Source organism: Pseudarthrobacter sp. TE9888, assembly GCF_056279345.1.
The window spans coordinates 1202303-1226069 of the sequence record NZ_JBWBRD010000002.1; the positions used below are offsets into that span (position 1 = coordinate 1202303).

24 protein-coding genes are annotated in these 23767 nt (G+C 66.4%); 19 read left to right on the plus strand and 5 right to left on the minus strand.

Translation table 11 applies throughout. The annotated features are described in order from the left end of the window. Positions 1–230 precede the first annotated feature (230 nt). The 3 genes from ACZ9J7_RS06145 to ACZ9J7_RS06155 all read left to right on the plus strand — a co-directional run bounded on the left by ACZ9J7_RS06145 (position 231) and on the right by ACZ9J7_RS06155 (position 3581). Positions 231–533, plus strand: coding sequence for a hypothetical protein (locus ACZ9J7_RS06145; RefSeq protein ID WP_476207909.1), 303 nt, complete (start codon positions 231–233; stop codon positions 531–533). A gap of 61 nt (positions 534–594) precedes the next feature. Next, positions 595–2595 (plus strand): acyl-CoA dehydrogenase family protein, encoded by a 2001-nt coding sequence (locus ACZ9J7_RS06150; protein ID WP_476207910.1) that lies wholly within the window; start codon positions 595–597, stop codon positions 2593–2595. A gap of 65 nt (positions 2596–2660) precedes the next feature. Further along, the gene (locus ACZ9J7_RS06155; protein WP_476207911.1) at positions 2661–3581 is read left to right on the plus strand and encodes a TIGR04086 family membrane protein; all 921 of its coding nucleotides are present in this window, start codon (positions 2661–2663) and stop codon (positions 3579–3581) included. Here the strand turns inward: ACZ9J7_RS06155 and ACZ9J7_RS06160 are convergent, their stop codons facing one another. Continuing rightward, positions 3582–3980, minus strand: a complete 399-nt coding sequence (locus ACZ9J7_RS06160) for a YchJ family protein (RefSeq protein WP_476207912.1) — start codon at positions 3978–3980, stop codon at positions 3582–3584. It lies immediately after the preceding gene. A 163-nt stretch (positions 3981–4143) separates the two neighbouring features. Between ACZ9J7_RS06160 and ACZ9J7_RS06165 the strand changes: the two genes are divergently transcribed. The 5 genes from ACZ9J7_RS06165 (at position 4144) to ACZ9J7_RS06185 (ending at position 8339) form a co-directional block, all read left to right on the plus strand. Then, positions 4144–4794: a hypothetical protein gene (locus ACZ9J7_RS06165; protein ID WP_476207913.1), complete on the plus strand. Its 651-nt coding sequence runs from the start codon at positions 4144–4146 to the stop codon at positions 4792–4794. A 40-nt stretch (positions 4795–4834) separates the two neighbouring features. Next, positions 4835–5839, plus strand: a complete 1005-nt coding sequence (locus ACZ9J7_RS06170; protein WP_476207915.1) for an aldo/keto reductase family protein — start codon at positions 4835–4837, stop codon at positions 5837–5839. After that, on the plus strand, positions 5840–6700 hold the full coding sequence (locus ACZ9J7_RS06175; RefSeq protein ID WP_476207917.1) for an SDR family oxidoreductase: 861 nt from the start codon (positions 5840–5842) through the stop codon (positions 6698–6700). Between the two features lie 85 nt (positions 6701–6785). Continuing rightward, positions 6786–7901, plus strand: coding sequence for a sulfite oxidase (locus tag ACZ9J7_RS06180; protein WP_476207919.1), 1116 nt, complete (start codon positions 6786–6788; stop codon positions 7899–7901). A 54-nt stretch (positions 7902–7955) separates the two neighbouring features. Continuing rightward, positions 7956–8339 carry an RNA-binding S4 domain-containing protein gene (locus ACZ9J7_RS06185; protein ID WP_476207921.1) on the plus strand — a complete coding sequence of 128 codons (384 nt, stop codon included), beginning with the start codon at positions 7956–7958 and terminating at the stop codon, positions 8337–8339. Between the two features lie 17 nt (positions 8340–8356). Here the strand turns inward: ACZ9J7_RS06185 and ACZ9J7_RS06190 are convergent, their stop codons facing one another. Beyond that, on the minus strand, positions 8357–8869 hold the full coding sequence (locus ACZ9J7_RS06190) for a hypothetical protein (protein WP_476207923.1): 513 nt from the start codon (positions 8867–8869) through the stop codon (positions 8357–8359). 125 nt (positions 8870–8994) lie between these two features. On the opposite strand from ACZ9J7_RS06190, the gene ACZ9J7_RS06195 reads away from it, so the two are divergent. From ACZ9J7_RS06195 to ACZ9J7_RS06230, 8 genes are all read left to right on the plus strand, one after another. Further along, on the plus strand, positions 8995–9876 hold the full coding sequence (locus tag ACZ9J7_RS06195) for a cytochrome c oxidase assembly protein (RefSeq protein WP_476207924.1): 882 nt from the start codon (positions 8995–8997) through the stop codon (positions 9874–9876). A gap of 128 nt (positions 9877–10004) precedes the next feature. Continuing rightward, on the plus strand, positions 10005–10622 hold the full coding sequence (locus tag ACZ9J7_RS06200; RefSeq protein WP_476207926.1) for a uracil-DNA glycosylase family protein: 618 nt from the start codon (positions 10005–10007) through the stop codon (positions 10620–10622). 77 nt (positions 10623–10699) lie between these two features. Further along, entirely contained in the window at positions 10700–11458 is a 759-nt protein-coding gene (locus ACZ9J7_RS06205) for a phosphatase PAP2 family protein (RefSeq protein ID WP_476207928.1), read from the plus strand. A 9-nt stretch (positions 11459–11467) separates the two neighbouring features. After that, positions 11468–12121, plus strand: a complete 654-nt coding sequence (locus tag ACZ9J7_RS06210; protein WP_476207929.1) for a DedA family protein — start codon at positions 11468–11470, stop codon at positions 12119–12121. A gap of 42 nt (positions 12122–12163) precedes the next feature. Next, positions 12164–12871, plus strand: coding sequence for a FadR/GntR family transcriptional regulator (locus tag ACZ9J7_RS06215; RefSeq protein ID WP_476207930.1), 708 nt, complete (start codon positions 12164–12166; stop codon positions 12869–12871). A gap of 30 nt (positions 12872–12901) precedes the next feature. Beyond that, complete coding sequence (locus tag ACZ9J7_RS06220; protein WP_476207932.1) at positions 12902–13948, plus strand: asparaginase; 1047 nt, start codon at positions 12902–12904, stop codon at positions 13946–13948. 7 nt (positions 13949–13955) lie between these two features. Continuing rightward, on the plus strand, positions 13956–15377 hold the full coding sequence (locus ACZ9J7_RS06225; RefSeq protein ID WP_476207934.1) for an aspartate ammonia-lyase: 1422 nt from the start codon (positions 13956–13958) through the stop codon (positions 15375–15377). A gap of 31 nt (positions 15378–15408) precedes the next feature. Continuing rightward, positions 15409–16923: an amino acid permease gene (locus ACZ9J7_RS06230; RefSeq protein ID WP_476207936.1), complete on the plus strand. Its 1515-nt coding sequence runs from the start codon at positions 15409–15411 to the stop codon at positions 16921–16923. Positions 16924–17010: 87 nt separating this feature from the next. On the opposite strand, the gene ggt is transcribed toward ACZ9J7_RS06230, so the two are convergent. Beyond that, positions 17011–18873, minus strand: coding sequence for a gamma-glutamyltransferase (gene ggt, locus ACZ9J7_RS06235; RefSeq protein ID WP_476207937.1), 1863 nt, complete (start codon positions 18871–18873; stop codon positions 17011–17013). Positions 18874–18963: 90 nt separating this feature from the next. Between ggt and ACZ9J7_RS06240 the strand changes: the two genes are divergently transcribed. Together ACZ9J7_RS06240 and ACZ9J7_RS06245 are read left to right on the plus strand one after the other, a co-directional pair. Then, positions 18964–19911: an L-lactate dehydrogenase gene (locus tag ACZ9J7_RS06240; RefSeq protein ID WP_476207938.1), complete on the plus strand. Its 948-nt coding sequence runs from the start codon at positions 18964–18966 to the stop codon at positions 19909–19911. A gap of 120 nt (positions 19912–20031) precedes the next feature. Further along, entirely contained in the window at positions 20032–21348 is a 1317-nt protein-coding gene (locus ACZ9J7_RS06245; RefSeq protein WP_476207939.1) for an ATP-binding protein, read from the plus strand. Here ACZ9J7_RS06245 and ACZ9J7_RS06250 read toward each other — a convergent pair. Both ACZ9J7_RS06250 and gluQRS read right to left on the minus strand, forming a co-directional pair. Further along, entirely contained in the window at positions 21345–21953 is a 609-nt protein-coding gene (locus ACZ9J7_RS06250; protein WP_476207941.1) for an HD domain-containing protein, read from the minus strand. The genes ACZ9J7_RS06245 and ACZ9J7_RS06250 overlap by 4 nt on opposite strands. Before the next feature lie 30 nt (positions 21954–21983). Next, positions 21984–22883: a tRNA glutamyl-Q(34) synthetase GluQRS gene (gene gluQRS, locus ACZ9J7_RS06255; RefSeq protein WP_476207942.1), complete on the minus strand. Its 900-nt coding sequence runs from the start codon at positions 22881–22883 to the stop codon at positions 21984–21986. Between the two features lie 333 nt (positions 22884–23216). On the opposite strand from gluQRS, the gene ACZ9J7_RS06260 reads away from it, so the two are divergent. Further along, positions 23217–23675 (plus strand): Lrp/AsnC family transcriptional regulator, encoded by a 459-nt coding sequence (locus tag ACZ9J7_RS06260; protein ID WP_476211807.1) that lies wholly within the window; start codon positions 23217–23219, stop codon positions 23673–23675. The last annotated feature ends 92 nt before the right edge of the window (positions 23676–23767 follow it).

The following is a 23767-nucleotide window of genomic DNA, read 5'->3' on the forward strand; positions in this document are numbered from 1 at the left end:
CTGGGCAGGGGCGGTCCGAAATGGCCGGACCGGAAAACTGCCAACTACAAGGTTAACGCAGGCCGCCGCGACCGCTTCGTGACCTACCTGTGGGTAGTGTTTCGATCCCATATCAACAGGTGCCGCCGTCCGCGCCGGGTCTGGCTGCGCCCGCAGCCGTCCACCTACGCTTCTGCTACCGGTCTTCACTACAGCAGTCTTTCGCAGGCAATGTCGCAGCAGGGGGATACATGCAGTTCGATCTAAGCTCCGTGGAAACAGCCACTTTGGTCTTCATCGGGACATTGGTGTTCGGCGCGGTCCTGGCCGGATTCGTCCTGACGGCCGGGCTGGTGGCCTTGGTGGTACTGGGCGCGGGCAAGCTCACCTGGATAGTTGTTGTCAATACGCTCATGGCGGTGGTCCACGGGATCAATTCAGGGTGGGACAGGCTGGTCCACCGCGCTTCCGCCGTCGAGCTTCCGGGGGACTTCCAGGGCCAACCGGCCCCTAGCACCGGAACCTACCCGCGGGTAATCTTGAGGGACAGCTGAAGGGTTCTCCAACCCGGCGGATCCATGGCTACACCGGCCAATCCGGCCAAGGAGAGAACCCATGACCTCCGCAACTGACAGCCAGGCCAAAGACGCCCCGGCTGAAGAAACCCCCGTCCCCGCCGGCAACATCGGCGCCGGCGCCACCGCCGAAGATGCCCGGGCCGTCGCCGAGGCCGCCCGGGAGTCAGGCTGGGACCGTCCCAGCTTCGCCAAGGGCCTCTACCTGGGCAGTTTCGATCTGGACCTGGTCCACCCGTGGCCGGCCGCTGACCCAGCTTCCGTCCAAAAGGGCGAGGAGTTCATGGCCCGCCTGACCGACTTCGCCCGGACCATGTCCGGGCGGGTTATCGAGCGGGACGCGAAGATTCCGGACGAATACATCAAGGACCTGGCGGACCTCGGCGTCTTTGGCATGAAGATCCCGGAGGAATACGGCGGCCTGGGCCTCTCGCTGGTGTACTACGGACGGGCCCTTGCCCTGCTCGGCAGCGTGCACCCCAGCCTGGGCGCCCTGATTTCCGCCCACCAGTCAATCGGCGTGCCCGAGCCCGTGAAGGTCTTTGGGACGCCCGAACAGAAGCGTGAGTACCTGCCACGGTGTGCCGCCGGTGCCGTCACTGCCTTCCTCCTCACCGAACCGGACGTGGGCAGCGACCCCGCCCGGATGGGCAGCACGGCAACCCCCACGGACGACGGCGACGCGTACCTTTTGGACGGCGTGAAACTGTGGACCACCAACGGGGTGATCGCCGAACTGGTGGTGGTCATGGCGGTGGTCCCGGCGCACACCGACCCGGACGGCACCCGGCACAAGGGCGGCATCAGCGCGTTCGTGGTGGAGATGGACTCGCCGGGTATCACGGTGGAAAACCGCAACGCCTTCATGGGCCTGCGCGGGATCGAGAACGGGGTGACCCGCTTCCACCAGGTCCGGGTGCCCGCCGCCAACCGGCTCGGGCGCGAGGGCCAGGGCCTGAAGATCGCACTGACCACGCTCAACACCGGCCGCCTGGCCCTGCCCGCGCTGTGCGTGGCATCGGGACGGTGGAGCCTGAAGATTGCCCGCGAGTGGTCCAATGCCCGCACCCAGTGGGGCAGGCCCGTGGGTGAACACGAGGCCGTGGGCAAGAAGATTGCGTTCATCGCGGCCTCGGCCTTTGCCCTGGACGCCGTGTTTGAACTGTCCGCCGAACTTGCCGATGCGGGGCAGAAGGACGTCCGCATCGAGGCCGCGCTCGCAAAACTTTGGGCCACGGAAATCAGCTGCCGGATAGCCGATGAACTGGTCCAGATCCGGGGCGGCCGCGGATTCGAAACGGCCGCGTCGCTGGCCGCCCGCGGGGAACGGGCGGTGCCGGCCGAGCAGCAGCTGCGGGACCTCCGCATCAACCGGATCTTCGAGGGTTCGTCCGAAATCATGCGGCTGCTGATCGCGCGGGAAGCGGTGGACGCGCACCTTGCCGCTGCGGGCGACCTCGCGTCCCTCGATGCGAGCCTGGCCGACAAAGCGAAGGCCGCCGTCGGCGCTTCCGGCTTCTACGCCAAGTGGCTGCCCAAGCTGGTGGCGGGCGCCGGGATGGACCCGCGGTCCTACGGCGAGTTCGGCCGGCTGGCCAAGCACCTTCGGTTCGTGGAGCGTTCGTCGCGGCGGCTCGCCCGCCAGACGTTCTACGGCATGGGCCGGTGGCAGGCCAAACTCGAGCGCAAGCAGGCGTTCCTCGGCCGGGTGGTGGACATCGGTGCGGAGCTCTTCGCGATGACGGCATGCTGCTCCCGCGCCGAAATGCTCCTGAAGACGTCCCCCGACAAGGCAGCCAGCGCCTACGAGCTCGCCGACGCCTACTGTGAGCAGGCAAGGGTCCGGGTGGACGAATACTTCGACCAGCTGTGGCGGAACACGGACGACGCCGACCACGCACTGACGCGAAAAGTGCTTGCCGGTGACTACACGTGGCTGGAGGCAGGGGTGCTGGACCAGTCCGAGGGCACGGGCCCATGGATCGCCGACGCCTCTCCGGGAGCATCAACCAAGGAGGACCTGCACCGGAACTACCGGTAAAACCGCAGGTCACAAAGTAGTAAGCACGCTTGCTATCACCCGGGGGCGGGTGGTTGAGTTGAGTCATGAGCAGCTCAACGGACCCAGAGAACCTGCCTCCCCGCCGCGCCCGGGAGGACGACACCACCCGCAGCGGAAGCTACCGGGACGACAGCGCGGGCGACGCCGCCACGCGCTCGATGGACCAGGCGCCCGCCCGGGAGGGAGTCCGCGCCCGTGAAACGGCGGTAACCCGTGAAAACGAGCCTGTGCGCCCGGGGGAACGCGGCCGCGCCGTGAACCGGGATGCGGACCTCAGGGCAGAGCGGTCCTACGAACCTGCCCCGCCCAGCGCGGAGCGCGAGTACCGGCCCGCCCCCACCGCAGCGGCTCCCATGGTGGACCCCACGCTCGCGGACAGGGAAACCGCAGTGGCGCGCCAGAAAGAGCGGTTCGGCGGCATCAAGGTTGGCTCCGCCTTCTTTGGCTGGCTGGCCGCCACCGGCATGGCCGTCCTGCTGACCGCCCTGGTGGCAGCAGCCGGGACAGCCGTGGGCCTTGCGAACAACACCGATGTCAACGAGGCCGTGAACCAGGCGGCCCGGAACAGCGGCACGGTTGGGCTGGTAGGGATCATCGTCCTGCTGGTCATCCTGTTCCTTTCCTATTACTGCGGCGGCTACGTTGCCGGCCGCATGGCCCGCTTCAACGGCGCCAAGCAGGGACTCATGGTGTGGGTCTGGGCCCTGATCGCAGCCATCGTCGTGGCCATCCTGGGACTCGTGGCCGGGCAGCAGTTCAATGTCCTGGCCAACCTGAACAGCTTCCCCCGCATCCCCATCAACGAAGGACAGCTGACCACCACCAGCATCATCGCCGCGATCGTGGTGGCACTGGTGGCCCTCGTGGGCGCTGTACTGGGCGGCCTGGCGGGCATGAGGTTCCACCGGAAGGTTGACCGCGCCGGCTTCACCCCGGACAGCGAGTATTACGACGACGGGGAGTAGTCAGGCGAGGATGTCGCCGTCCACGTAGAGCCAGCGGCCGCCCTCCCGGACGAACCTGCTGCTCTCATGCAGGATCCCCCGTTCGCTGCCATGGCGGTAGTACGCCTTGAACTCCACGGTGCCCGCGGTGTCGAACGGTCCACCCCCGGAGGCAGCCACGATGTCCAGGCGGCGCCACTCCATGGCAGCATCCAGATCCAGGGCCTTCGGCGCGGTGGAGGGATGGTGGGTGCGGAGCAAATAGCCCTCGTCCAACAGGGCAAAAGCACTGTACCGGGAACGCATCAACTGTTCCGCCGTGGCGGCCTCCGCCCCGCCGGAAAGGAACCGGCCACAGCAGGCCGCGTAAGGGTCTCCGGACAGACATATGCAGTTTGCGGAATCTATTGATGCGGTCACCCGGTGATGCTGTCATATCCGGTAACAGCTTCGCTACAACCTGGGACCGGGCCACGCGTGCCGGGGCACGGCCGGGCAAAAATCCGTAAGGTGGAGATGGAGTCCGCGGCCGGCGCTGTACACAGGAAGCGGCCGCAGGATGCAGGCAGAGAGGAGAGATGGCGTGGAGCACCCGGACACTCTCGTCCTCAACCTGACTTTCCTGGGCACCATGGGCCTGGCCCTCCTGATGTTCCTGGTCCTCTTCCTGCTCGGCGTCATCACCCTGGTCCTTGCCGGCCTGGGCCGCCTCACTGCGGTCATCCTCATGACCCTGTTCGGGCGGGCCCCCGGCAAGCGCGATTCCGTCGGTTTTGCCGGCGCCCCTGCCAAGCAGGGCCGGCCCCGCAAGCCTCTCCGGGAACGAACGGCCGCGCTGAAACCGTCCCGGCTGAAGGAGTCGCTGGGCACCGCCGTCGGACGCCACCCAAAGCTTGCCGCCGCCCGCCCCGAACCGCCGGTCCTCGCCGAAGACTGGGCCTCCGCCGTTGCCCAGGCCGATAAGCGCGCCGAAGCCCGGGCGCGGGCCGAACGGCCGGAAATCAAGCTGTCCGTGCGGGATCTTCCGGACCCGGCCGTACCCGCGGACAAAGTTTCCGAGGTGGCCCCGCTGGTGGAGTCCGCCCTGCACAACCACCGGCCCCCGCACGAAATGCCACGGTCCTTCAAGAAGCCCCAGCCGCTGCATCCGCTGCCCCCGCTGGATACCGGATCCCTTGTGTCACTGGCCGGTCAGCAGCAGGTACTCAAGGAGCAGTCCAAGGAGAATGGCTAAGCCCTTACCCTGAGCAACCATCTGGGTTAGCGTGAAACCCATGGAATTCAGATACCTCGGAAACAGCGGCTTCAAAGTCTCGGAAATCACCTTCGGCAACTGGCTGACGCACGGTTCGCAGGTGGAAAACGACGTCGCAACCCAGTGCGTGCGCGCGGCGCTCGACGCCGGCATCAGCACCTTCGACACCGCGGACGTCTACGCCAACACCGCCGCCGAAACCGTCCTGGGCCACGCACTCAAGGATGAGCGCCGCGAGTCCGTGGAGATCTTCACCAAGGTCTTCGGCCCCACCGGCCCCAAGGGCAAGAACGATCTTGGCCTGTCCCGCAAGCACATCATGGAATCCATCAACGGATCGCTGCGCCGGCTGCAAACGGACTATGTGGACCTTTACCAGGCCCACCGGTACGACTTCGAAACGCCGCTGGAAGAGACCATGCAGGCGTTCGCGGACATTGTCCGGCAGGGCAAGGCGCTGTACATCGGGGTGAGCGAGTGGACTGCCGGGCAGCTCCGCGAGGGCCACAAGCTGTCCAAGGAACTGGGTTTCCAGCTCATCTCCAACCAGCCGCAGTACTCCATGCTCTGGCGCGTGATCGAGGCCGAGGTGGTTCCGGCGTCGGAAGAGCTGGGCGTGTCCCAGATTGTCTGGTCACCCATGGCCCAGGGTGTCCTGAGCGGCAAGTACCTGCCCGGCCAGCCCGCCCCCGAAGGCAGCCGGGCCACGGATGAAAAGGGCGGCGCCAAAATGATCCAGCGGTGGATGCGCGACGACGTCCTGGGCGCCGTGCAGGAACTGAAGCCGATTGCCCAGGAGGCTGGCCTCACCATGCCGCAGCTGGCCGTTGCCTGGGTGCTGCAGAACCCCAACGTGGCGTCCGCCATCGTGGGCGCCTCCCGGCCCGAGCAGATAGGCGACAGCGTCGGCGCCGCCGGAGTGAAGCTGGAGGCGGAGGTCCTTAAGAGGATTGACGACGCCGTCGGAGGCCTCGCCGAACGCGACCCGGCGCAGACCAAGTCGCCGGCCACCCGGGAGGCCTAAGTGGCGTCCCCGTCGGAACTGCCGGGCCTCGCCGTCACCGGGTCCACCGGAGGCCTGGGCGGAATGCTGGCACGGCAGCTTGCCGGGTCCGGTTTCGCCCAGCGCCTGCTGGTCCGGGACGCCGCGCGGGCACCGCAACTGGAGGACGCGCATCCGGTGGTGTGTTCCTACGGGGACGGCGCCGCCTCCCGGCAGGCGCTGGCCGGGGCGAAGGTGCTGTTCATGGTCTCTGCCGCGGAGGCCGAAGACCGCCTGCAGCAGCATTACGCGTTCGTGGACGCCGCGGCCGCCGCCGGGGTGGAGCACGTGGTGTACACGTCCTTCTACGGGGCGGCCCCGGACGCCACCTTCACGCTGGCCCGGGACCACTATGCCACCGAAGAGCGGATCAAGGCGTCCGGCATGGAGTACACCTTCCTGCGCGACAACTTCTACCTGGATTTCCTGCCGCTGATGACCGGGGACGACGGCGTGATCCGCGGGCCTGCCGGGGACGGCGTCTTTTCCGGCGTGGCCCGGGAGGACGTTGCCCGCTCCGCGCACGCCGTGCTGCGGGATCCTGCCATCCATAAGGGCAAGACGTACAACCTGACCGGCCCGGAGGAACTGAGCATGGCCGGGGCTGCCGAGGTGCTGAGCACCGGCACGGGGCGGCAGGTGCGCTACCACGCGGAGTCGGTGGAGGAGGCGTACGCGTCGCGGGCCTCCTATGGCGCCCCGCAATGGCAGCTGGACGCGTGGGTCAGCACCTACACGGCCATGGCCGCCGGCGAAATGGCGGGACTTTCGCCGGACGTGCATGGGCTGACCGGGCAGGACCCCATCAGCCTGGCTGAATTCCTGACGCGGCCGGTGCTGTAACCCGGTTAATTTCGTTGACGGGCGGCTGGGCCCGGCGTAGACCTGTGGCGGGGGGACTCAGTCCGCCGAGCAGAATCGCACCGCCATGAAGTCCAGCAACCAGCAGTCCACCCGGCAGGAGCCGGCGCCGGTCCGTGCCACCGCCACGGAGCCTACGGCTGGCCCGCTCACCCGGGAGGAACTGCAGCTCGCAGCCCGCAACCATTCGATGCCGCTGGAGGCGCTCCGCCGCGAGGTCACGCCGCCCGGGCTACACTACGTGCTCACGCACTTCGATATTCCCGACGTCGACGCCTCGTCCTGGCACCTGCGGATCGGGGGTGCGGTGGAACGCGCCCTTGAACTGAGCATGGCCGCGCTCCGCAGGGACCCGGCAATCACTGTGCCGGTAACCCTCGAATGCGCGGGCAATGGCAGGTCGCTCCTTGAACCGCGGCCCGTCAGCCAGCCCTGGGTCATGGAAGCGGTGGGCACCGCGCACTGGACCGGGGTGCCGCTGGCCTATCTCCTCGGCAAGGCCGGAGTGTTGCCGGACGCTGTGGAAGTGGTCTTCACCGGGGCCGATGCCGGCTTCCAGGGCGGCGTCTCCCAGCGCTACGCACGCAGCCTGCCGGTCTGCGAGGCCTTGCGTCCCGACGTCGTCCTTGCCTACAAAATGAACGGCGCCGACCTGCCGCCGCAGCATGGCTACCCACTGCGGCTGGTGGTCCCGGGCTGGTACGGGATGGCCAGCGTCAAGTGGCTCGCCTCCATCGAGGTGGCCAGGGCGCCGTTCGCCGGGTTCCAGCAGAAGGTGGCCTACCGCTACCAGGACACCGCGGACGACGCCGGCACCCCGGTTTCGCGGATCAGGGTGCGTTCGTTGATGGTCCCGCCGGGTGTTCCGGACTTCTTCACCCGGAAGCGGTTCCTCCGCGCTGGCCCGGTGATGCTGGAAGGCCGCGCGTGGTCCGGCGGAGGTGCCGTGACCGCCGTCGAGGTGGGGATTGACGGCACCTGGCTGCCGGCCCACCTGGATAAGCCGGTGGGCGGTTACGCGTGGCGGAAGTGGAGCCTTCCGTGGGTCGCGGACCCCGGCGAACATGTCCTGGCGTGCCGGGCCACGGACATTACCGGCGCCAGCCAGCCACTGGAGCAGGCCTGGAACTACCAGGGGATGGGCAACAACATAGTGCAGCGCGTCAGCGTGGCGGTGGAGTGAAGCTGGACCTGCTTCCCGGGGCGGCACCCCCTGGGGCTATACTCGGTGCCAATCATGACCAGCCTCCCATCCGCTCCCGCCAGTGTCCGAATAGATGCGTGGCTGTGGGCAGTGCGCGCCTACAAGACACGTTCTGCCGCCACGGCAGCCTGCCGCGCCGGGCATGTCCGCCTTAACGGCAGCCCCTCGAAAGCGTCGGCGACGCTGGTCACGGGCGACACCGTCACCGTCCGGATGCCCGGGTACGAGCGCACCCTTGAGGTGCGCCGGCTCATAGCCAAACGCGTGGGGGCTGAGGCGGCGTCGCACTGCTTCACCGACCACACTCCCCCGCGCCCCGTACTCCCGGCGCTTGGCTTGCCGCAGCGCGACCGGGGCGCCGGGCGCCCGACGAAGAAGGACCGGCGCGAGATGGATCGGCTGCGGGGATCTGCGTAGCTGACCTGCCGCAGGCGTCAGCCACCCGCCTTGGTGCGGGCCTGCACCAGGTTGGCGAACGGCAACCGGCCAAATTCCGCCATGAAGGCAGCGTGGCAACCCGCTTCGGCGCCGTTCAGTTGGCCGGCCGGGAGTTCCGTCCACGCGATGGTCAGCGATCCCGCGTCAGCGAGCTGCCAGATGAGCCGCCCGTCCCAGTGGCCTGGAGGCTTCCCCTGCCCGAAGTCAACGAACTCCTGGATCTGGCGCCGAAGTCCCCGGTTACCCTTGCTTCCGGGTCCGGCCTTCCCCACGTATAGGACAACCGCGCCATCCACCCACTCGGCGGCCAGTGCTGCGGCGGAGAGGGAAGGGTCCTTCTTCTTGAAGACGCCGGCGGTGCTCTTCGTGAGAAAGCGCGCCTGGAAATCTTCCGGCACCAAGACCGCAAACAGGCCTGTTCCCTGCGGAATCCGCATTGTCTCGAGGCTGCGGATGGGCCGGAAGCCGGCGAAGCCTTCGGCCTTCAGGCCCTTCCTGGTGAACTGCATAATCCATTGAACAGCATGGCCCCGGGCGCCTGCAGTCCAACAAGGGCAGCGCCTGCCGCCGCACCGCGCCGTCATTCCGGAATACGGACAGGCAGCTCTCAGGAACGCCATCTACAATTTGGCGCGTGCCACCCCTTGAGATCCTCATTTCCTCCTGGCGACTCGATTGGGCCGCTGCAGCTTTCGTCGCCGTGGCCGGCGTCCTGTACGGGTGGGGAATGCGTTCCGCCGCGCACGGCGGTCATCGATGGCCGGCATGGCGGGCTGTGGCGTTCTACGTCCTGGGTTTGGGCTCCTTTATCGTTCTCACCTGTGGCTTTACCGGGGTTTACAGCGCTGAGCAGCGGTGGGCATTCACTATCAAGATTTCCCTGCTGCTGTTCGTCGTCCCCCTGCTGATCGGGCTTGGCAAACCCCTCACCCTCGCCCGGGCGGCATTGCCGCCCAAGGGCAGGTCGGCCCTGGACACAGTCCTGTCCAGCAGGCCGGTTCGATTCGTAAGCAACTCATTCGGTGCGCCGTTACTGGGCCTGGCACTCTTCTCCACTTTCCTCACGCCGGCCTTCTTCACGCTGCGGACCGACCCCGTGGCTGGCGCACTGCTCACCCTTGGAGTTCCTCTACTGGGAATGTTGATGGCGTTGCCCATCATCGAAGAGTCCGACTTCCAACGGTCCAGCGCCTACCTGACCCTTGAATTCATGTTCGTATTCATCGAACTGCTGATCGACGCGGTCCCGGGCATCCTGCTGAGCCTCAATGGCCAGGTGCTCGACCATGTGACGTCCGTTCCGAATCCCCAGTGGTGGTTCCGGGACGCCCTCCAAGACCAGCAATTCGCCGGCAACCTGCTGTGGTTCATCTGCGAGGTCCTGGACCTGCCGTTGATTATCCTCATGTTCATCCGCTTCTCGCGCAGTGACAAAAGGGAAGCCGGCGCGTTCGATGACCTAACAGATGAGCAGCTCGACGAACTTCAAAACCAGCACCTGCGCGGGCGGCACTAGGCCAACTGCCAGCCGGCGGAGGCTAGTTGGAGGCCTCCGCAAAATTGTGAGTGCCCACCCCCACCCGGGGAAGCGTAGAGTGACATAGGACGCCTGATTCTGGACGCCTCGCTGCCAAGGGAGAAATCGTGACGATTGATTGGGACGAAAAAAAGGCCCTGCTACAGGAACCGAACATCGCGAAGGTAACCCAACTTTGCGATGAACTGATGGAAAAGAAGCCCGGTTCCAATGTCCCCTATATCGACCCCGTCCACGACGAAGACGAGTGCAGAATCATCAGCCTCCAGGCGAGCCCCGGCAAAGGGACCGAATCCGGGTTCGTCTCGCACAACAATGATGACGAGGCTGCACGCAGGGCCACCCAGATCTATGAGCTCGCTGAGCTGGATCCCCGGTACGTCATGCCGTGGAATGCCTACCCCTGGGTACGGGAGAGCGGCAGCCCCTCGGCATTGAGTGTTCAGGAAAAGACCGACGGTCTCCGCCCGTTCCGCCAGTTCCTCAAAATCAATTCCCGCGTTTCGGCCATCATCGCGCACGGTACGGACGCTTCCACGTTCCTGACTCTGTTCGAGAAGACCTACCACTCATCGCTGAAGAACAGCGGCATCAAAATCTACAAGGCCTCCGCCCTTGGCGGCAGGGCCTTTGCTGTTTCCGAGGCCAAGCAGGAAGAGCTGCTCGCCAAGAGCGTCGAAACTTACCGTGACGCGATGCAGCGGGCAGGCATCCAGCACCTCTAGTAAGGTCCCAGGATTCTTTCAGCCATACAGGTGCATACTCATAGGTACCCTGACCGGCGATAGAACCAGGCAGACCCTTGACGTCCCGTACCAACCATTCCCCCGGGGCGGCGTCCGAAGCGGACGCCGCGGCCGTGCGCATGGCGGTCCTCCCCCAGCTTCGGCACTGGATCGCCGTTCCGCTCACGGCGGCGGTGCTGATTGTGGCAGCGGGACTGGCACTGCGGTTTACGCCTGCCCTAACCGCGGCGGACATGTCGGTGGACGCTGAACTGAGCCACGACCACACGGCCCCGCTGACCGCCGTGGCAATGTTCATCAACGTCGTGTTCAGTCCCGCGGGCGGCGTCCTGATGATCACCGCCCTGTGCCTTTTCCTTCTGCTGGCGCGCCGCAGCCCTGTGAACGCGGTTGCCACCGGGCTAGTGGCCGCCGGCGCCTGGGTGAGCAGCGAGCTGTTCAAAGTACTGGTAGCCCGGCACCGGCCGGACTCCTCCGCCTTGTTCAACCCGCTGGTCCCCGAACCGGGAACTGACAGCTTCCCAAGTGGCCACGTGGCACTGGCCTCCGCGCTGGCAATAGCCATCTTCCTGCTGGCCCGCGGCACCAGGTGGCAGCGCCCCGCAGCCATCCTCGGAATTGGTATCGGCGCTTCGGTCGCATTCTCGCGCGTCTACCTCGGCGTGCACTACCCCACGGACGTCACGGCGTCCTTCCTCACAGCGGCCACGGGCGCGGTGTTCGTCACGGGATTGTGGAACCGGTTCGGCCTTGCCGTGCTGGCCCGCATGCCATTCCTGGCGAAACTCGGCCCCGTCCCGGCGCCCCTGGCCTGACCCGCTGCCATGTCGGGCTTCATTGACAGCCTCCTGAACGTCAGCCCGCTGGTGGCGTATATCGCCGTCTTCTGCCTCGTGTTTGCCGAGGACGCCCTCTTCGTCGGCTTCGTCATCCCCGGTGAAACCGCAGCTGTCCTGGGCGGAGTGGTGGCCAGCCGGGGCGAAGTGCAGCTGGGCCTCATGATGGCCTTGGTGGTGGCCGCAGCCATTATTGGCGACACTGTCGGCTACGAGGTGGGCAAGCACCTGGGCAGCCGCCTCGTGAAAACCAGGGTCCTCGCCCGCCATGCTTCGAAGCTGGAAAACGCCCAGGACCTCCTGCGTCGCAGAGGTGGCTCCGCCGTGTTCCTTGGCCGCTTCACTGCCTTCTTCCGCGCCGTCATGCCCGCCCTGGCAGGCACGTCCCGCATGCCCTACCGCAGGTTCTTTGCCTACAACGCAGCCGGGGGCCTGGTCTGGGGCATCGGCTTCGTCCTTCTGGGCTTCCTGGCCGGCAACTCCTACGAGGCCGTCGCCAAGGCGGTGGGCCAGGAGCTCGCCATCGTGATCGCCGCAGTGGCAGTGGTGGCATTTGCGGTCTGGCACTTCCGCTCACGACGGCGGCGGCGGCAGCAGCGGCGCCCGGCCAGCCAACGCCGAAACAGTGCCCCAAATTCCTGAGGAGGGTTTGACAGCGACTGTGACCAGTGCCATATTTAAGGCGTGAACCTGTCAGACAGCCGGACAGCAGGACAGCCTGCATTCCGTCCCCTTGCCCGGCTAAGCGCTGCCGAGGCGGTGTTCAACGCCATCCGCGGAGACATCGAGTCCGGCAGCATCCCGGTTGGCAGCAAACTCAGCTCAGAGGCCACGCTCTCCCAGCAATATGGAGTTAGCCGCTCGGTGATCCGGGAGGCCCTCCGCTCGTGCACCGCCCTGGGCATGACGGTCACCCGCACCGGCAAGGGCACGTTCGTCATCGCCAACAAGGTCGCCAATGACCTCACCCTGGGCCAGTACTCCGCCCGCGACCTTACCGAAGCACGCCCCCACATCGAAATCCCCGCTGCCGGACTTGCCGCAGAGCGGCGCACGGAAGAAGAACTCGATACCCTCCGCCACATCATGGGGGCCATGGCCACCGAAACCGACCTGGAATCGTGGGTGGCCCTGGACTCCAGCTTCCACGCCACCATTGCCCGCGCCAGCGGCAACAAGGTGTTCGCAAGCGTCGTGGCTGACATCCGGGACGCACTGGCGCACCAATCCGAGACCCTGAACATGGTGGCAGACCGCCAGCACGCTTCAGACATCGAGCACCAGGAAATCCTTGCCGCCATCGAAACCGGCTCCGCGGAAAAAGCCCGCGCCGCCATGGCCCACCATCTCGAAGCCGTGGGCGTAGCCCTGGACTCCATCCTCAACAGCTAGCAAGATCCAACCAACCTTCCCAAGGACCCCATGCCCTCCCCCGTTTTTTCTGCTGCCCACACCGCTGCCCCGGCCGGGGTGACCCTTCCGCAGCACGCCCCACTGGTCGCCGCCATCCGCGACGGCCTGGTGGAGAGTGTCCACTACGGTTCCGCGGTTGCCCTCGCGGCTGACGGTTCAATGGCGGCGTCCGCCGGCGATCCCGTGGCACCGTTCTACCCCCGGTCGGCTCTTAAGCCCCTCCAGGCGGTGGCCATGGTCCGCGCAGGCCTTGAACTCCCGTCAGACCTCCTGGCACTGGCCGCCGCAAGCCATTCGGGCGCGGCAGCACACCGCGACGGTTCGCTCCGGATCCTCGAACTGCACGGACTGGCCCCCACGGACCTGGACAACAGCACCGACCTCCCTTACGGCACCGCTGAGCGGGAAGACTGGCTGCGCGGCGGCGGCAGCGCCACCCGCATCACCCAGAACTGCTCGGGCAAACACGCCGCCATGGTAGCAACGTGCAAGATCAACGGCTGGCCTGTGCAGGGTTACCTGGACCCATCCCACCCGCTGCAGCGGCTCGTGGCGCAAACAGTCACCGACCTGACCGGCGAAGAGCCGGCCGCCGTGAGCACGGACGGCTGCGGCACCCCCTTGTTCGCCCTCACACTGGGCGGCATGGCCCGCGCCTTCGCCCGGATTGCCAAGGCTGCGGCGGACGACGACGGCAGCCCGGAAGCCGTCGTCGGGCTCGCCATGCAGCAGCACCCCGAGATGGTGGCCGGCGAAGGCCGCGACGTCACCGCATTGATGCGCCTGCTGCCAGGCACCGTGGCCAAGGACGGCTTTGAGGGCGTGCAGCTGGTGGGCCTGCCCTCCGGCGCCGCCGTGGCCGTCAAGATCTCCGACGGCGGCGACCGCGCCCGGATGCCCGCCACCGTCCGCCTGCTGGAGGCGCTGGACGTCGACACCGACCGGCTCGCCGGCATCGCCACCGCCCCGGTAATGGGCGGCGGCCGCGAGGTGGGCAGGCTCCTGGCCACCGATTTCCTTGACCAATCGTCCGCACCCGTCAACGAAGCCCCGTAAGGACACCATGACCACTATCGAAACCGCCGCACCCGCCCAGGTCCGGTCTGAACACGACCTGCTCGGCGACCGGGACGTGCCTGCCCACGCCTACTGGGGCGTGCACACGCTCCGCGCCGTGGAAAACTTCCCCATCACCGGGCAGAAGCTCTCCTCCAACATGCACCTGGTCCGCGGCCTTGCCGCCGTGAAACTGGCCGCCGCCCGCACCAACTGCGAGCTGGGCCTGCTGGATGCCGAACGCGCCGATGCCATCGGGCAGGCCTGCCAGGATGTCATGGCCGGACGCCTTGCCGACCAGTTCGTGGTGGACGTGGTCCAGGGCGGCGCCGGGACGTCGTCGAACATGAACGCCAACGAGGTCATCGCCAACCGGGCCCTGGAGATCCTGGGCCACCCCAAGGGCGACTATGCGCGCCTGCACCCCAACGACCACGTCAACCTCAGCCAGTCCACCAACGACGTGTACCCCACGGCCGTGAAACTGGGCACCATCTTCGCCGCCCGTGAACTGCTGGCAGCACTCGAAGAACTTGAGGATGCCTGCGCGGCCAAAGCCATGGAGTTCCGCACCGTGGTAAAGATGGGCCGTACCCAGCTGCAGGACGCCGTACCCATGACCCTGGGCCAGGAGTTCGGCAGCTACGCCGTCACCATCGGTGAGGACCGGCTGCGCCTGGCGGAAGCCGAACTGCTGATCCACGAGATCAACCTCGGCGCCACCGCCATCGGCACCGGCCTGAACGCCCCTGCCGGCTACGCCGACACAGCCTGCCGGCACCTGGCGGAAATCACCGGACTGCCGCTGGTCACCGCCGTCGACCTCATCGAAGCCACCCAGGACGTGGGCGCGTTCGTGCACCTCTCCGGCGTCCTCAAGCGCGTGGCAGTGAAACTGTCCAAGATCTGCAACGACCTCCGCCTGCTCTCCTCCGGCCCCCGTGCCGGTTTCGGCGAAATCAACCTGCCGGCCGTCCAGTCCGGGTCCTCCATCATGCCCGGCAAGATCAACCCGGTCATCCCGGAAGTGGTTTCCCAGGTGGCTTACGAGGTCATCGGCAATGACGTCACCATCACCATGGCCGCCGAAGCCGGGCAACTGCAGCTCAACGCCTTCGAACCGATCATCGTCCACAGCCTCCACAAGAGCATCTCCCACCTCGAGGCAGCCTGCCGCACCCTCACGGCCCGCTGCATCAGTGGAATCACTGCCAACACCGACCACCTGCGCCGCACCGTGGAGCAGTCCATCGGCCTGGTCACCGCATTGAATCCCCACCTCGGCTACGCCACCGCCACCGCCATCGCGCAGGAAGCACTTGCCACCGGCAAGGGCGTGGCCGAGCTCGTCCTGGAACACGGGCTCCTCACCGACGCCCAGCTCCAGGAACTCCTGAGCCCCGAACGCCTGGCCAACCTCAGCAAGTAGTCCCCCCAACTGCTCCCCGAAGGACACTTCAATGACAAACACTCCCCTTCCTGACCACTTGATTGATGGTGGTCATGCGCATGCGTCCGAGACCTCCCTGCACGCGGAGGACAAGGGCTACCACAAGAACCTCAAGCCCCGGCAGATCCAGATGATCGCGATCGGCGGTGCGATCGGTACCGGCCTGTTCCTGGGCGCCGGCGGCCGGCTCAACGCGGCGGGCCCGTCCCTGGTTATCGCGTACGCGGTGTGCGGGTTCTTCGCGTTCCTGATCCTGCGCGCCCTGGGCGAACTGGTCCTGCACCGGCCCTCCTCGGGCTCGTTCGTCTCCTACGCCCGTGAGTTCTTCGGCGAAAAAGCCGCGTTCGTCTCCGGCTGGTTCTACTGGATCAACTGGGCCACCACCACCATCGTGGACATCACCGCCGCCGCCCTCTATATGCACTTCTTCGGCAACTACGTCCCCTGGATGGCCGAGGTCCCGCAGTGGGCCTGGGCACTGACCGCCCTCCTCGTGGTCCTGGCCCTGAACCTGGTCTCCGTGAAAGTCTTCGGCGAAATGGAATTCTGGTTCGCCCTGATCAAGGTCGCCGCCCTCGTCGCGTTCCTGCTCATCGGCACCTACTTCGTCATCTTCGGCACCCCCGTCGCCGGCCAGCCGGTGGGCATCAGCCTCCTGTCCGATAACGGCGGGATCTTCCCCAACGGCCTGCTGCCCATGATCATCCTCATGCAGGGCGTCCTGTTCGCCTACGCCTCCATCGAACTCGTCGGCACCGCCGCCGGCGAAACCGAAAACCCCGAAAAAATCATGCCCAAGGCCATCAACTCCGTAGTCTTCCGCATCGCCGTGTTCTACGTCGGCTCCGTGATCCTCCTGGCCCTGCTGCTGCCCTTCACCTCCTACCAAAAAGGCGTCAGCCCCTTCGTAACGTTCTTCGGCTCCATCGGCGTCCAGGGCGTAGACGTCATCATGAACCTCGTCGTCCTCACCGCAGCCCTGTCCTCCCTGAACGCCGGACTCTACTCCACCGGCCGGATCCTGCGCTCCATGTCCGTCAACGGCTCCGCCCCCAAATTCGCCTCCCGCATGAACAAAGCAGGCGTCCCCTACGGCGGCATCGCCATCACCGCCACCGTCTCCCTCCTCGGCGTCCCGCTGAACTACCTCGTCCCCGCCGAAGCCTTCGAAATCGTCCTGAACATCGCCTCCGTCGGCATCATCATGACCTGGGCCACCATCGTGCTCTGCCAAATCCAACTCAAACGCTGGGCCGACAAAGGCTGGGTCGAACGCCCCTCCTTCCGCATGTTCGGCGCCCCCTACACCGGCTACCTCTCCCTGCTCTTCCTCATCGGCGTCCTCATCATGGTCTTCATCGACTCACCCCTGACCATGCTCGTCACCGCCATCGCCTCCATCCTCATGGTCCTCGGCTGGTACGCCTGCCGCCACCGCATCCGCCAAATCGCCGAAACCCGCGACGGCTACACCGGAACATCCCCGGTGGTGGCCAACGCGGCAGCTGACACCTTCAAGAAGTAGCTGCCTTAACGTCCGACGGCGGCACCTGGGTTCTGGAAGTCCGGAACCCGGGTGCCGCCGTCGGGGTTTAAGGGCGGTTCGCGGCCGTCACTTCGACGGCTTGACCACCAGCGCTGACCCGCCTCCGCGCCTTACCGGCTCGGCTGCGGCCAAGGTACGACCGTCATCGAGGAACTCGATGGCGGTGGCTGCCCCGATTTCCGCGGCGGAGGTGAACGTGTCACCCGACGGCGCCAGGATGTGGCCGAACCGGGATGTCAGGGCCGGCCCGTACTTGTCGATGAACGCCGGTTCTGCCGTCACCTTCTCGGTGTTCCGCTGGGACGCACGGGGGGCCGCAATGGCATCCGGGGTACTCATGCCCAGGTCGATCCGGTTAACGATGGTCTGCAGGACGGTGGTGATAATGGTGGAGCCGCCCGGTGAGCCCAGTGCCAGGAACGGCTTGCCGTCCTCCAACAGGATGGTGGGTGACATGGACGAACGCGGCCGCTTGCCCGGCTCGATCCGGTTGGGATCCGTGGCGCTGTAGACCGTGGAGAAGTCGGTGAGCTCGTTGTTGAGCAGGAACCCGCGGCCGGGAACAACCATGCCGGAGCCGCCGGTCTGTTCAATGGTCAGCGTGTACTCCACAACGTTGCCCCACTTGTCCGAGACGGTCATGTTGGTGGTGGAGATGTTCTCGGTGTCCTTCTCGTCCGCGGCAGCGGCTGGTTTCATCGGGCAGGTTCCGTCGTAGTTGCTGACGTCACCGGGCAGCACCGGCTTGGCCGCCGCATGCGCGGGGTCCAGCTCGCAGGCGCGTTCCTTGCCGAAGATGGGATCCGTCAGGGCCTTGGTGGGTACCTTGACAAAATTCGGGTCCCCCACGAATTTGGCACGGTCCGCAAAAGCCAGCGCGCTGGCCTCAAGGTAGTGGTGCAGTACTGCGGGCTGATCCTTTTTCAGTGCGGGCAGGTCGAACACGTCCAGGATGTTCAGCGATTCGCCTACCGTGGTGCCGCCGCTGCTGGACGGCGCCATGCCGTAGACGTCATAGCCCCGATAGTTCATGTGCGTGGGGTCCTGGTCCAGTGCCTTGTAGTGTTCCAGGTCCTCCTCGGTCATGGAGCCCTTGGGGACTGGAAGCCGGTCCTTCTTGTCAATGGTCAGATCCACCGGCGGCGCCTGCACGGTCTTGGCGATCTCCTTGGCGAGCGGTCCGTTGTAGAACGCCTCCATGCCCTGGTCGGCGAGGAGCCGGTAGGTGTCTGCGAGGTCGGGGTTCTTGAATACCGAACCTACCTCCGGCAGCTTGCCGTCGTGCAAGTACAGGTCCTTGGTAGAGGTAAAGGCTGCGAAGCGCCTCTGGTTGTCCGCCGTCTGCTGGCGGAAGGTATCGTCCACCACGAAGCCACGGTCGGCGACCTCAATGGCAGGTTCCAGCGCCTTCTTCAGGCTGAACTTCCCCCAGCGCTCCAGCGCGCGTTCCCATGTGGCGGGAGTCCCTGGAACACCTACCGAGACACCGCTGGTGACGAGTTCCGGAGTGAAGTTGTACGGCTTGCCGGTCTTGGGATCGATGAAGGCATCATGCGTAATTCCGGCCGGTGCCGTCTCCCGCCCATCGATGGTGCTGACTTTTCCGGACTTCGCGTCGTAGTAGACGAAGTAGCCGCCACCGCCGATTCCGGCGCTGTACGGCTCGGTGACCCCCAAGGTGGCTGCCGCAGCGACGGCGGCATCAACGGCGTTGCCGCCATGCCGGAGGACATCGATGGCCGCCGCGGACGCTTCCGGGTCCACGGTACTCACGGCGCCGCCGTAACCGGTGGCCGTGGGGTTCTTCTCAGTGTGGCGCTCGTCGCCTTCATGCGGGTTTGTCGCAACGGCGGGACTGACGGCCCCCGTGGTGACGCTTATGGCCAGCGCGGCAGTAACAGCTGCGAGCCGGCGTCCGAAATGTGGCATGGTGGCTCCTAAATGGGGGTTTGAGTGATGTGGGCCACGCTACTCTTCGGGTACGACACACTCAACGGCCCCGGAAAGGGAAGGTGCACCATGGCAGGATCCAAGCTCGCGGTAGTGGGCGCTGGAAGCGTCGGAACCTCGCTGGCGTACGCGGCATTGATCCGCGGCTCTGCCAGCAACATCGCGCTGTTCGATGTCAACGCCCCCAAGGCGGAGGCTGAAGCCCTGGATCTTGCCCATGGCAGCCAGTTCGCCGCGGCGTCGGCCACCGTCACAGGTGGCGGGGACATCGCCGTCACGGAAGGCGCCGACGTCGTGGTCATCACGGCCGGCGCCAAGCAGAACCCCGGACAGAGCCGGCTGGACCTGGCCGGCACCAATGTGCAGATCCTGGAACAGCTGATGCCGCCCCTGCTGGAGCGGGCACCGGATGCTGTCTACGTGCTGGTGACCAATCCGTGCGATGTCCTGACGGTGGCCGCGCAGCGGATTTCCGGGCTGCCTCCGGAGCGGATCTTCTCCTCCGGAACGGTACTGGACACGTCCCGGCTGCGCTGGTTGCTGGCCCGCCGGGCAGGGGTCTCCGTCACCAGCGTCCACGCCAGCATGGCGGGCGAGCACGGCGACACCGAATTCCCGCTGTGGTCCGGCGCCACCATCGGCCCGGTGCCGATCCGCGACTGGACGGTTGGCGGGGAACGGATCTTCACGCCCGAATACCTCACCGGCGCCGCCAAGGAAGTGGTGCAGGCCGCTTACAAGGTCATCGCGGGCAAAGGGGCCACGAACTACGCGATCGGCCTCTCCGGGGCCCGCATCGTGGAGGCGCTGCTCCGCGACGACAACGCCGTGCTGCCCGTTTCCACGGTCCTGTCCGGGCTCTACGGGATCTCGGGGGTGGCGCTGTCCCTGCCCAGCGTGGTGGGCCGCGGCGGCGTGCACCGGGTCCTGGAGACGCCCACGGACGACGACGAGCTGGCAGCACTGCGGCACTCCGCGGACACCCTGCGGCACACCATGGACGCGCTGGGTCTCTGAGCGGACGTCATGCAACGCCTCCGCAACCCTCCCGGGCGGCGGCTTCGCATAAGCTCACTTCCAGGTGCCAAACGCTGGCCCACCGGGACTGGCTCAACGACGAACCTACAGGAGTAACGCATGACCAACTGGCGGATCAGGGATTTCCATTCGGTGGACCTGGACGGGATCCTGCACCTGTGGGAGACACTGAAGGCCAACAACGTGGAGCCCGTCTACGCCCTGTCCGAAGTCCTCGCCTCCTGCGAAAAAGACCATGCAGTGGTGGCGGTGCTGGGTGAGCAGGTGGTGGGTGCCGCCGTCGGACGGGCCGCCCACGACCAGGGCTGGATTGTCTTCCTCGCCACCCTGCCCGAATACCGGGGCCGAGGCATCGGCACCTCGCTGCTGGCCGCCGTCGAAAACCGGATGGCGCCGCACGGCCTGAACAAGCTCTCGGCACTGATGCCGGAGTCCGAAACCCGGGTGGAGGCATTCCTGGGCCGCGGCTTCGCGCTCAAGAAGAACCTCCGCTACTTCGAACGCACCATCCCGGTCCAGCGCCAGGAGCTCGGTGCCCTCGGCCAGCTCGGCGGCCGGGTCCTGGCACGCGATCTGTGGGAAAACGTGGCCGGCATGCGCAAGGAGAAGGAGCTGCTCGAACGCCGGCTGGTGCTTCCACTGGCCGAGGCGGACCTCGCGGACGAATTCGGCGTGGTGCCGCCGCGCGCCGTCGTCCTGTTCGGCCCGCCGGGCACCGGCAAGACCACGTTCGCCAAGGCCATCGCTTCCCGGCTCGAATGGCCGTTCGTGGAAGTCTTCCCCTCCCGACTGGCCGGCGATCCACAAGGCCTGGCCGGCGCACTGCGCGAAACCTTCCTCGAAATCGCTGAGTTGGAGCACGCAGTGGTGTTCATCGACGAGGTGGAGGAAATCGCCTCCCAGCGGGCCGGGGACCCGCCGTCGCCGTTGCAGGGCGTGACCAACGAGCTGCTCAAGATCATCCCGGCGTTCCGCGAACAGCCGGGCAGGCTCCTGGTCTGCGCCACCAACTTCATCCGCGCCCTGGACTCTGCGTTCCTGCGCCACGGCCGGTTCGACTACGTCATCCCCATCGGTTTGCCGGACCGGCAGGCACGCGAAGCCATGTGGCAGCGCTTCATCCCCGCCACCGTGGTGGACGGCGTGGACGTGGAACTCCTGGTGGAGCGCACCGAGGGCTTTTCCCCGGCGGACATCGAATACGCCGCCCGGAGCGCGTCACAGCGGGCGCTGGAAAAGGCAGTGTACGACGACGGTGGGCTGGCCTCGGGGGGCGACGTGTCCGTCCGTGAGGCGGTGCGGAAGGGTCCTTCCACCCAGGACTACCTGGATGCGATCGGTGACACCAGGACCACCGTGAGCGCCGAAGTGCAGGCGGATTTCCTTGAGGACATCGAGGCCCTGGGGCGGGTCTAGTCTCCGGGGGCGGTGTCGTACCGGAGATTTTCGTAATCGGTGTCATCCGCCTCGTCCAACTGTTCGTCGAACTCCTCCAGCAGCCAGGGGTTGACGCGGGCCAGGATTTTGCGGATCTCCTCCACGTCAACGGCTGCGTATAGCACCGGCCGCGCGTCCCGGTATTTGGTGACGGGCGGCTTGTCGGGCCATTTTTCGGCCAATGCCTGGACACGCTCGGGCAGTGAGTTGTGCGCGTTGTCGGCGATCTTGACCAGGGCGGCATCATGGTCCTGGGCGATCTCATGGATGCCGGACAGGTAGTCATCAGGGTTGGAGTGCAGCCGGTTGGTGACCCGTTCAATGATGTCGACGGCCCGCTCGGAGACCCCCATGTCCAGCAGGGCCTGCCGGGTCATCGGGGTGTCCTCGGCGATGTCGTGAAGGTACCCGGCGATCCGGACGTCGTCGTCGAAGTCTGCCAGCGCGTCCCCCACCGCCAGCACATGGTCCTTGTAGGGCCGCTTGAGCTTGTCCTTCTGGCGGTTGTGCGCCACCTCCGCAAGCACACGGGCTGTCTCGGGCGTGAAGCTGCTGGCGGCGCGGTGTTCCGTGGATTCTGGCATGACTCCAGACTACGGGGGGATGACTCCAGACTACGGGGCGGGCCGAGCGCCGGGGGCTGACCAGACCCACGGTTCCCGGGGCAGCAGCCCGGGATGAAACTCGGCCAGGGCGCGTTCAAGCGGCCCCGGAGGAAGCCCCAACGAGTCGAGCAGATGGTCCCGCACCACCTCGGCACTGACGCCGGCCGCTGCCAGGTCCGCCAGCGTGACGGCACCGTCGCGTTTGGCCAGCCTGACACCGTCCCGGTTCACCACCAACGGAACATGCGCATATTCCGGTGTTGGAATATTCAGAAGGGAGGTGAGATAGGCCTGCCGCGGGGTGGACGGCAGCAGGTCATCACCGCGGACCACCTGGTCGATGCCCTGCTCGGCGTCGTCCACCACCACGGCGAGGTTGTACGCCGTGACGCCATCGTTGCGCCGCAGAACAAAGTCGTCCACCACGCCCGTGAACCGGCCATGAAGGACGTCCGTCACGGTGAACTCCGCAGCCCCCGCCCGCAGCCGGAGCGCGGCGGGCCGGATGGAGCGCTTGAATTCCAGCTCAGCGGGGTCCAGGTTTCGGCAGGTTCCCGGGTAGGCGCCCTGCGGGGCATGGGGGGCAGACGCCGCCTCCTGGATTTCGCGGCGCGTGCAGAAGCATTCGTACGTCAGGCCTGCGCCCTGGAGGCGGGCAATGGCTTCAGCGTAGAGGGGACCCCGGGCCGTCTGCCTCACCACGTCGCCGTCCCAGGTGACGCCAATGGCGGCCAGGTCCCGCAACTGATCCGCTTCCGCCCCGGCGCGGGCACGGTCCAGGTCCTCCACCCGCAGCAGGAAGGCCCGGCCTGTGGAGCGGGCGAAGAGCCAGGCGAGCATGGCGGTGCGCAGGTTCCCGACATGCAGTTCGCCGGAGGGGCTAGGGGCGAATCGGCCGGCACGGGTCATGAAACCAACCCTAGACCGAATAACACAAGAGCCCCTCAGCTACCGATGACGGCGGAAAATCCGCTACGTCGGTAGCTCAGGGGCTCTTGCCGTGTTTTGCAGAGTGAGCATGGTGTGAACAAGTCTCATCCAGCGGCGGCCTCCTTGCGGGAAGCGGTGTCCAGGGCGCCGGGTGGTGTGCCGGGAAACCTGTAAGCCTGCGGGGTTCCAGCGGTAGCTTTTGCCCTTGTTGCCACTATTTGAGCAGGCCTTCTACAGTTGGAACAACAAGCAGGACTTGGATTAGTCATTCTGATCAAATCCTGACGGTGAAGCAGGCAGGAAGTGATCAGATTGCAGGAACTGGACGCCACGGACAGGCGCATCCTGAACGCCCTGGACGACGATCCGCGCGTCCCGATCATGGTGCTTGCACAGAAGCTGGGCCTGGCCCGCGGCACCGTGCAGTCACGGCTGGAACGGATGTCGGCGTCGGGGGCGCTGCGCCCCAACAGCAGCCGCGTCCTCCCGTCGGCCCTGGGCAGGGGCGTGGCCGCGGCTGTGAGCGCAGAACTGGACCAGAGCCACCTGAACGAGGCCATCGACGCACTGCGCCGGATCCCCGAAGTCCTGGAGTGCCACGCGCCGGCCGGGGACACCGATCTCCTCATCCGCGTGGTGGCCAAAAGCCCTGACGACCTCTACCGCGTGTCCGAAGAAATCCGCCTCTGCCCCGGCATCGTTCGGACATCCACCAGCATGTTCCTGCGCGAGGTCATCCCGTACCGCACCACCGGATTGCTCGCAGGATAGCCCTCCCCATCGCCCGGGCGCGGCAGCCCGGTTAGGCTGGCACCGACGAATTCACTGGGGGGAAAACCATGGCGGAGAACTTGTACGGCGCG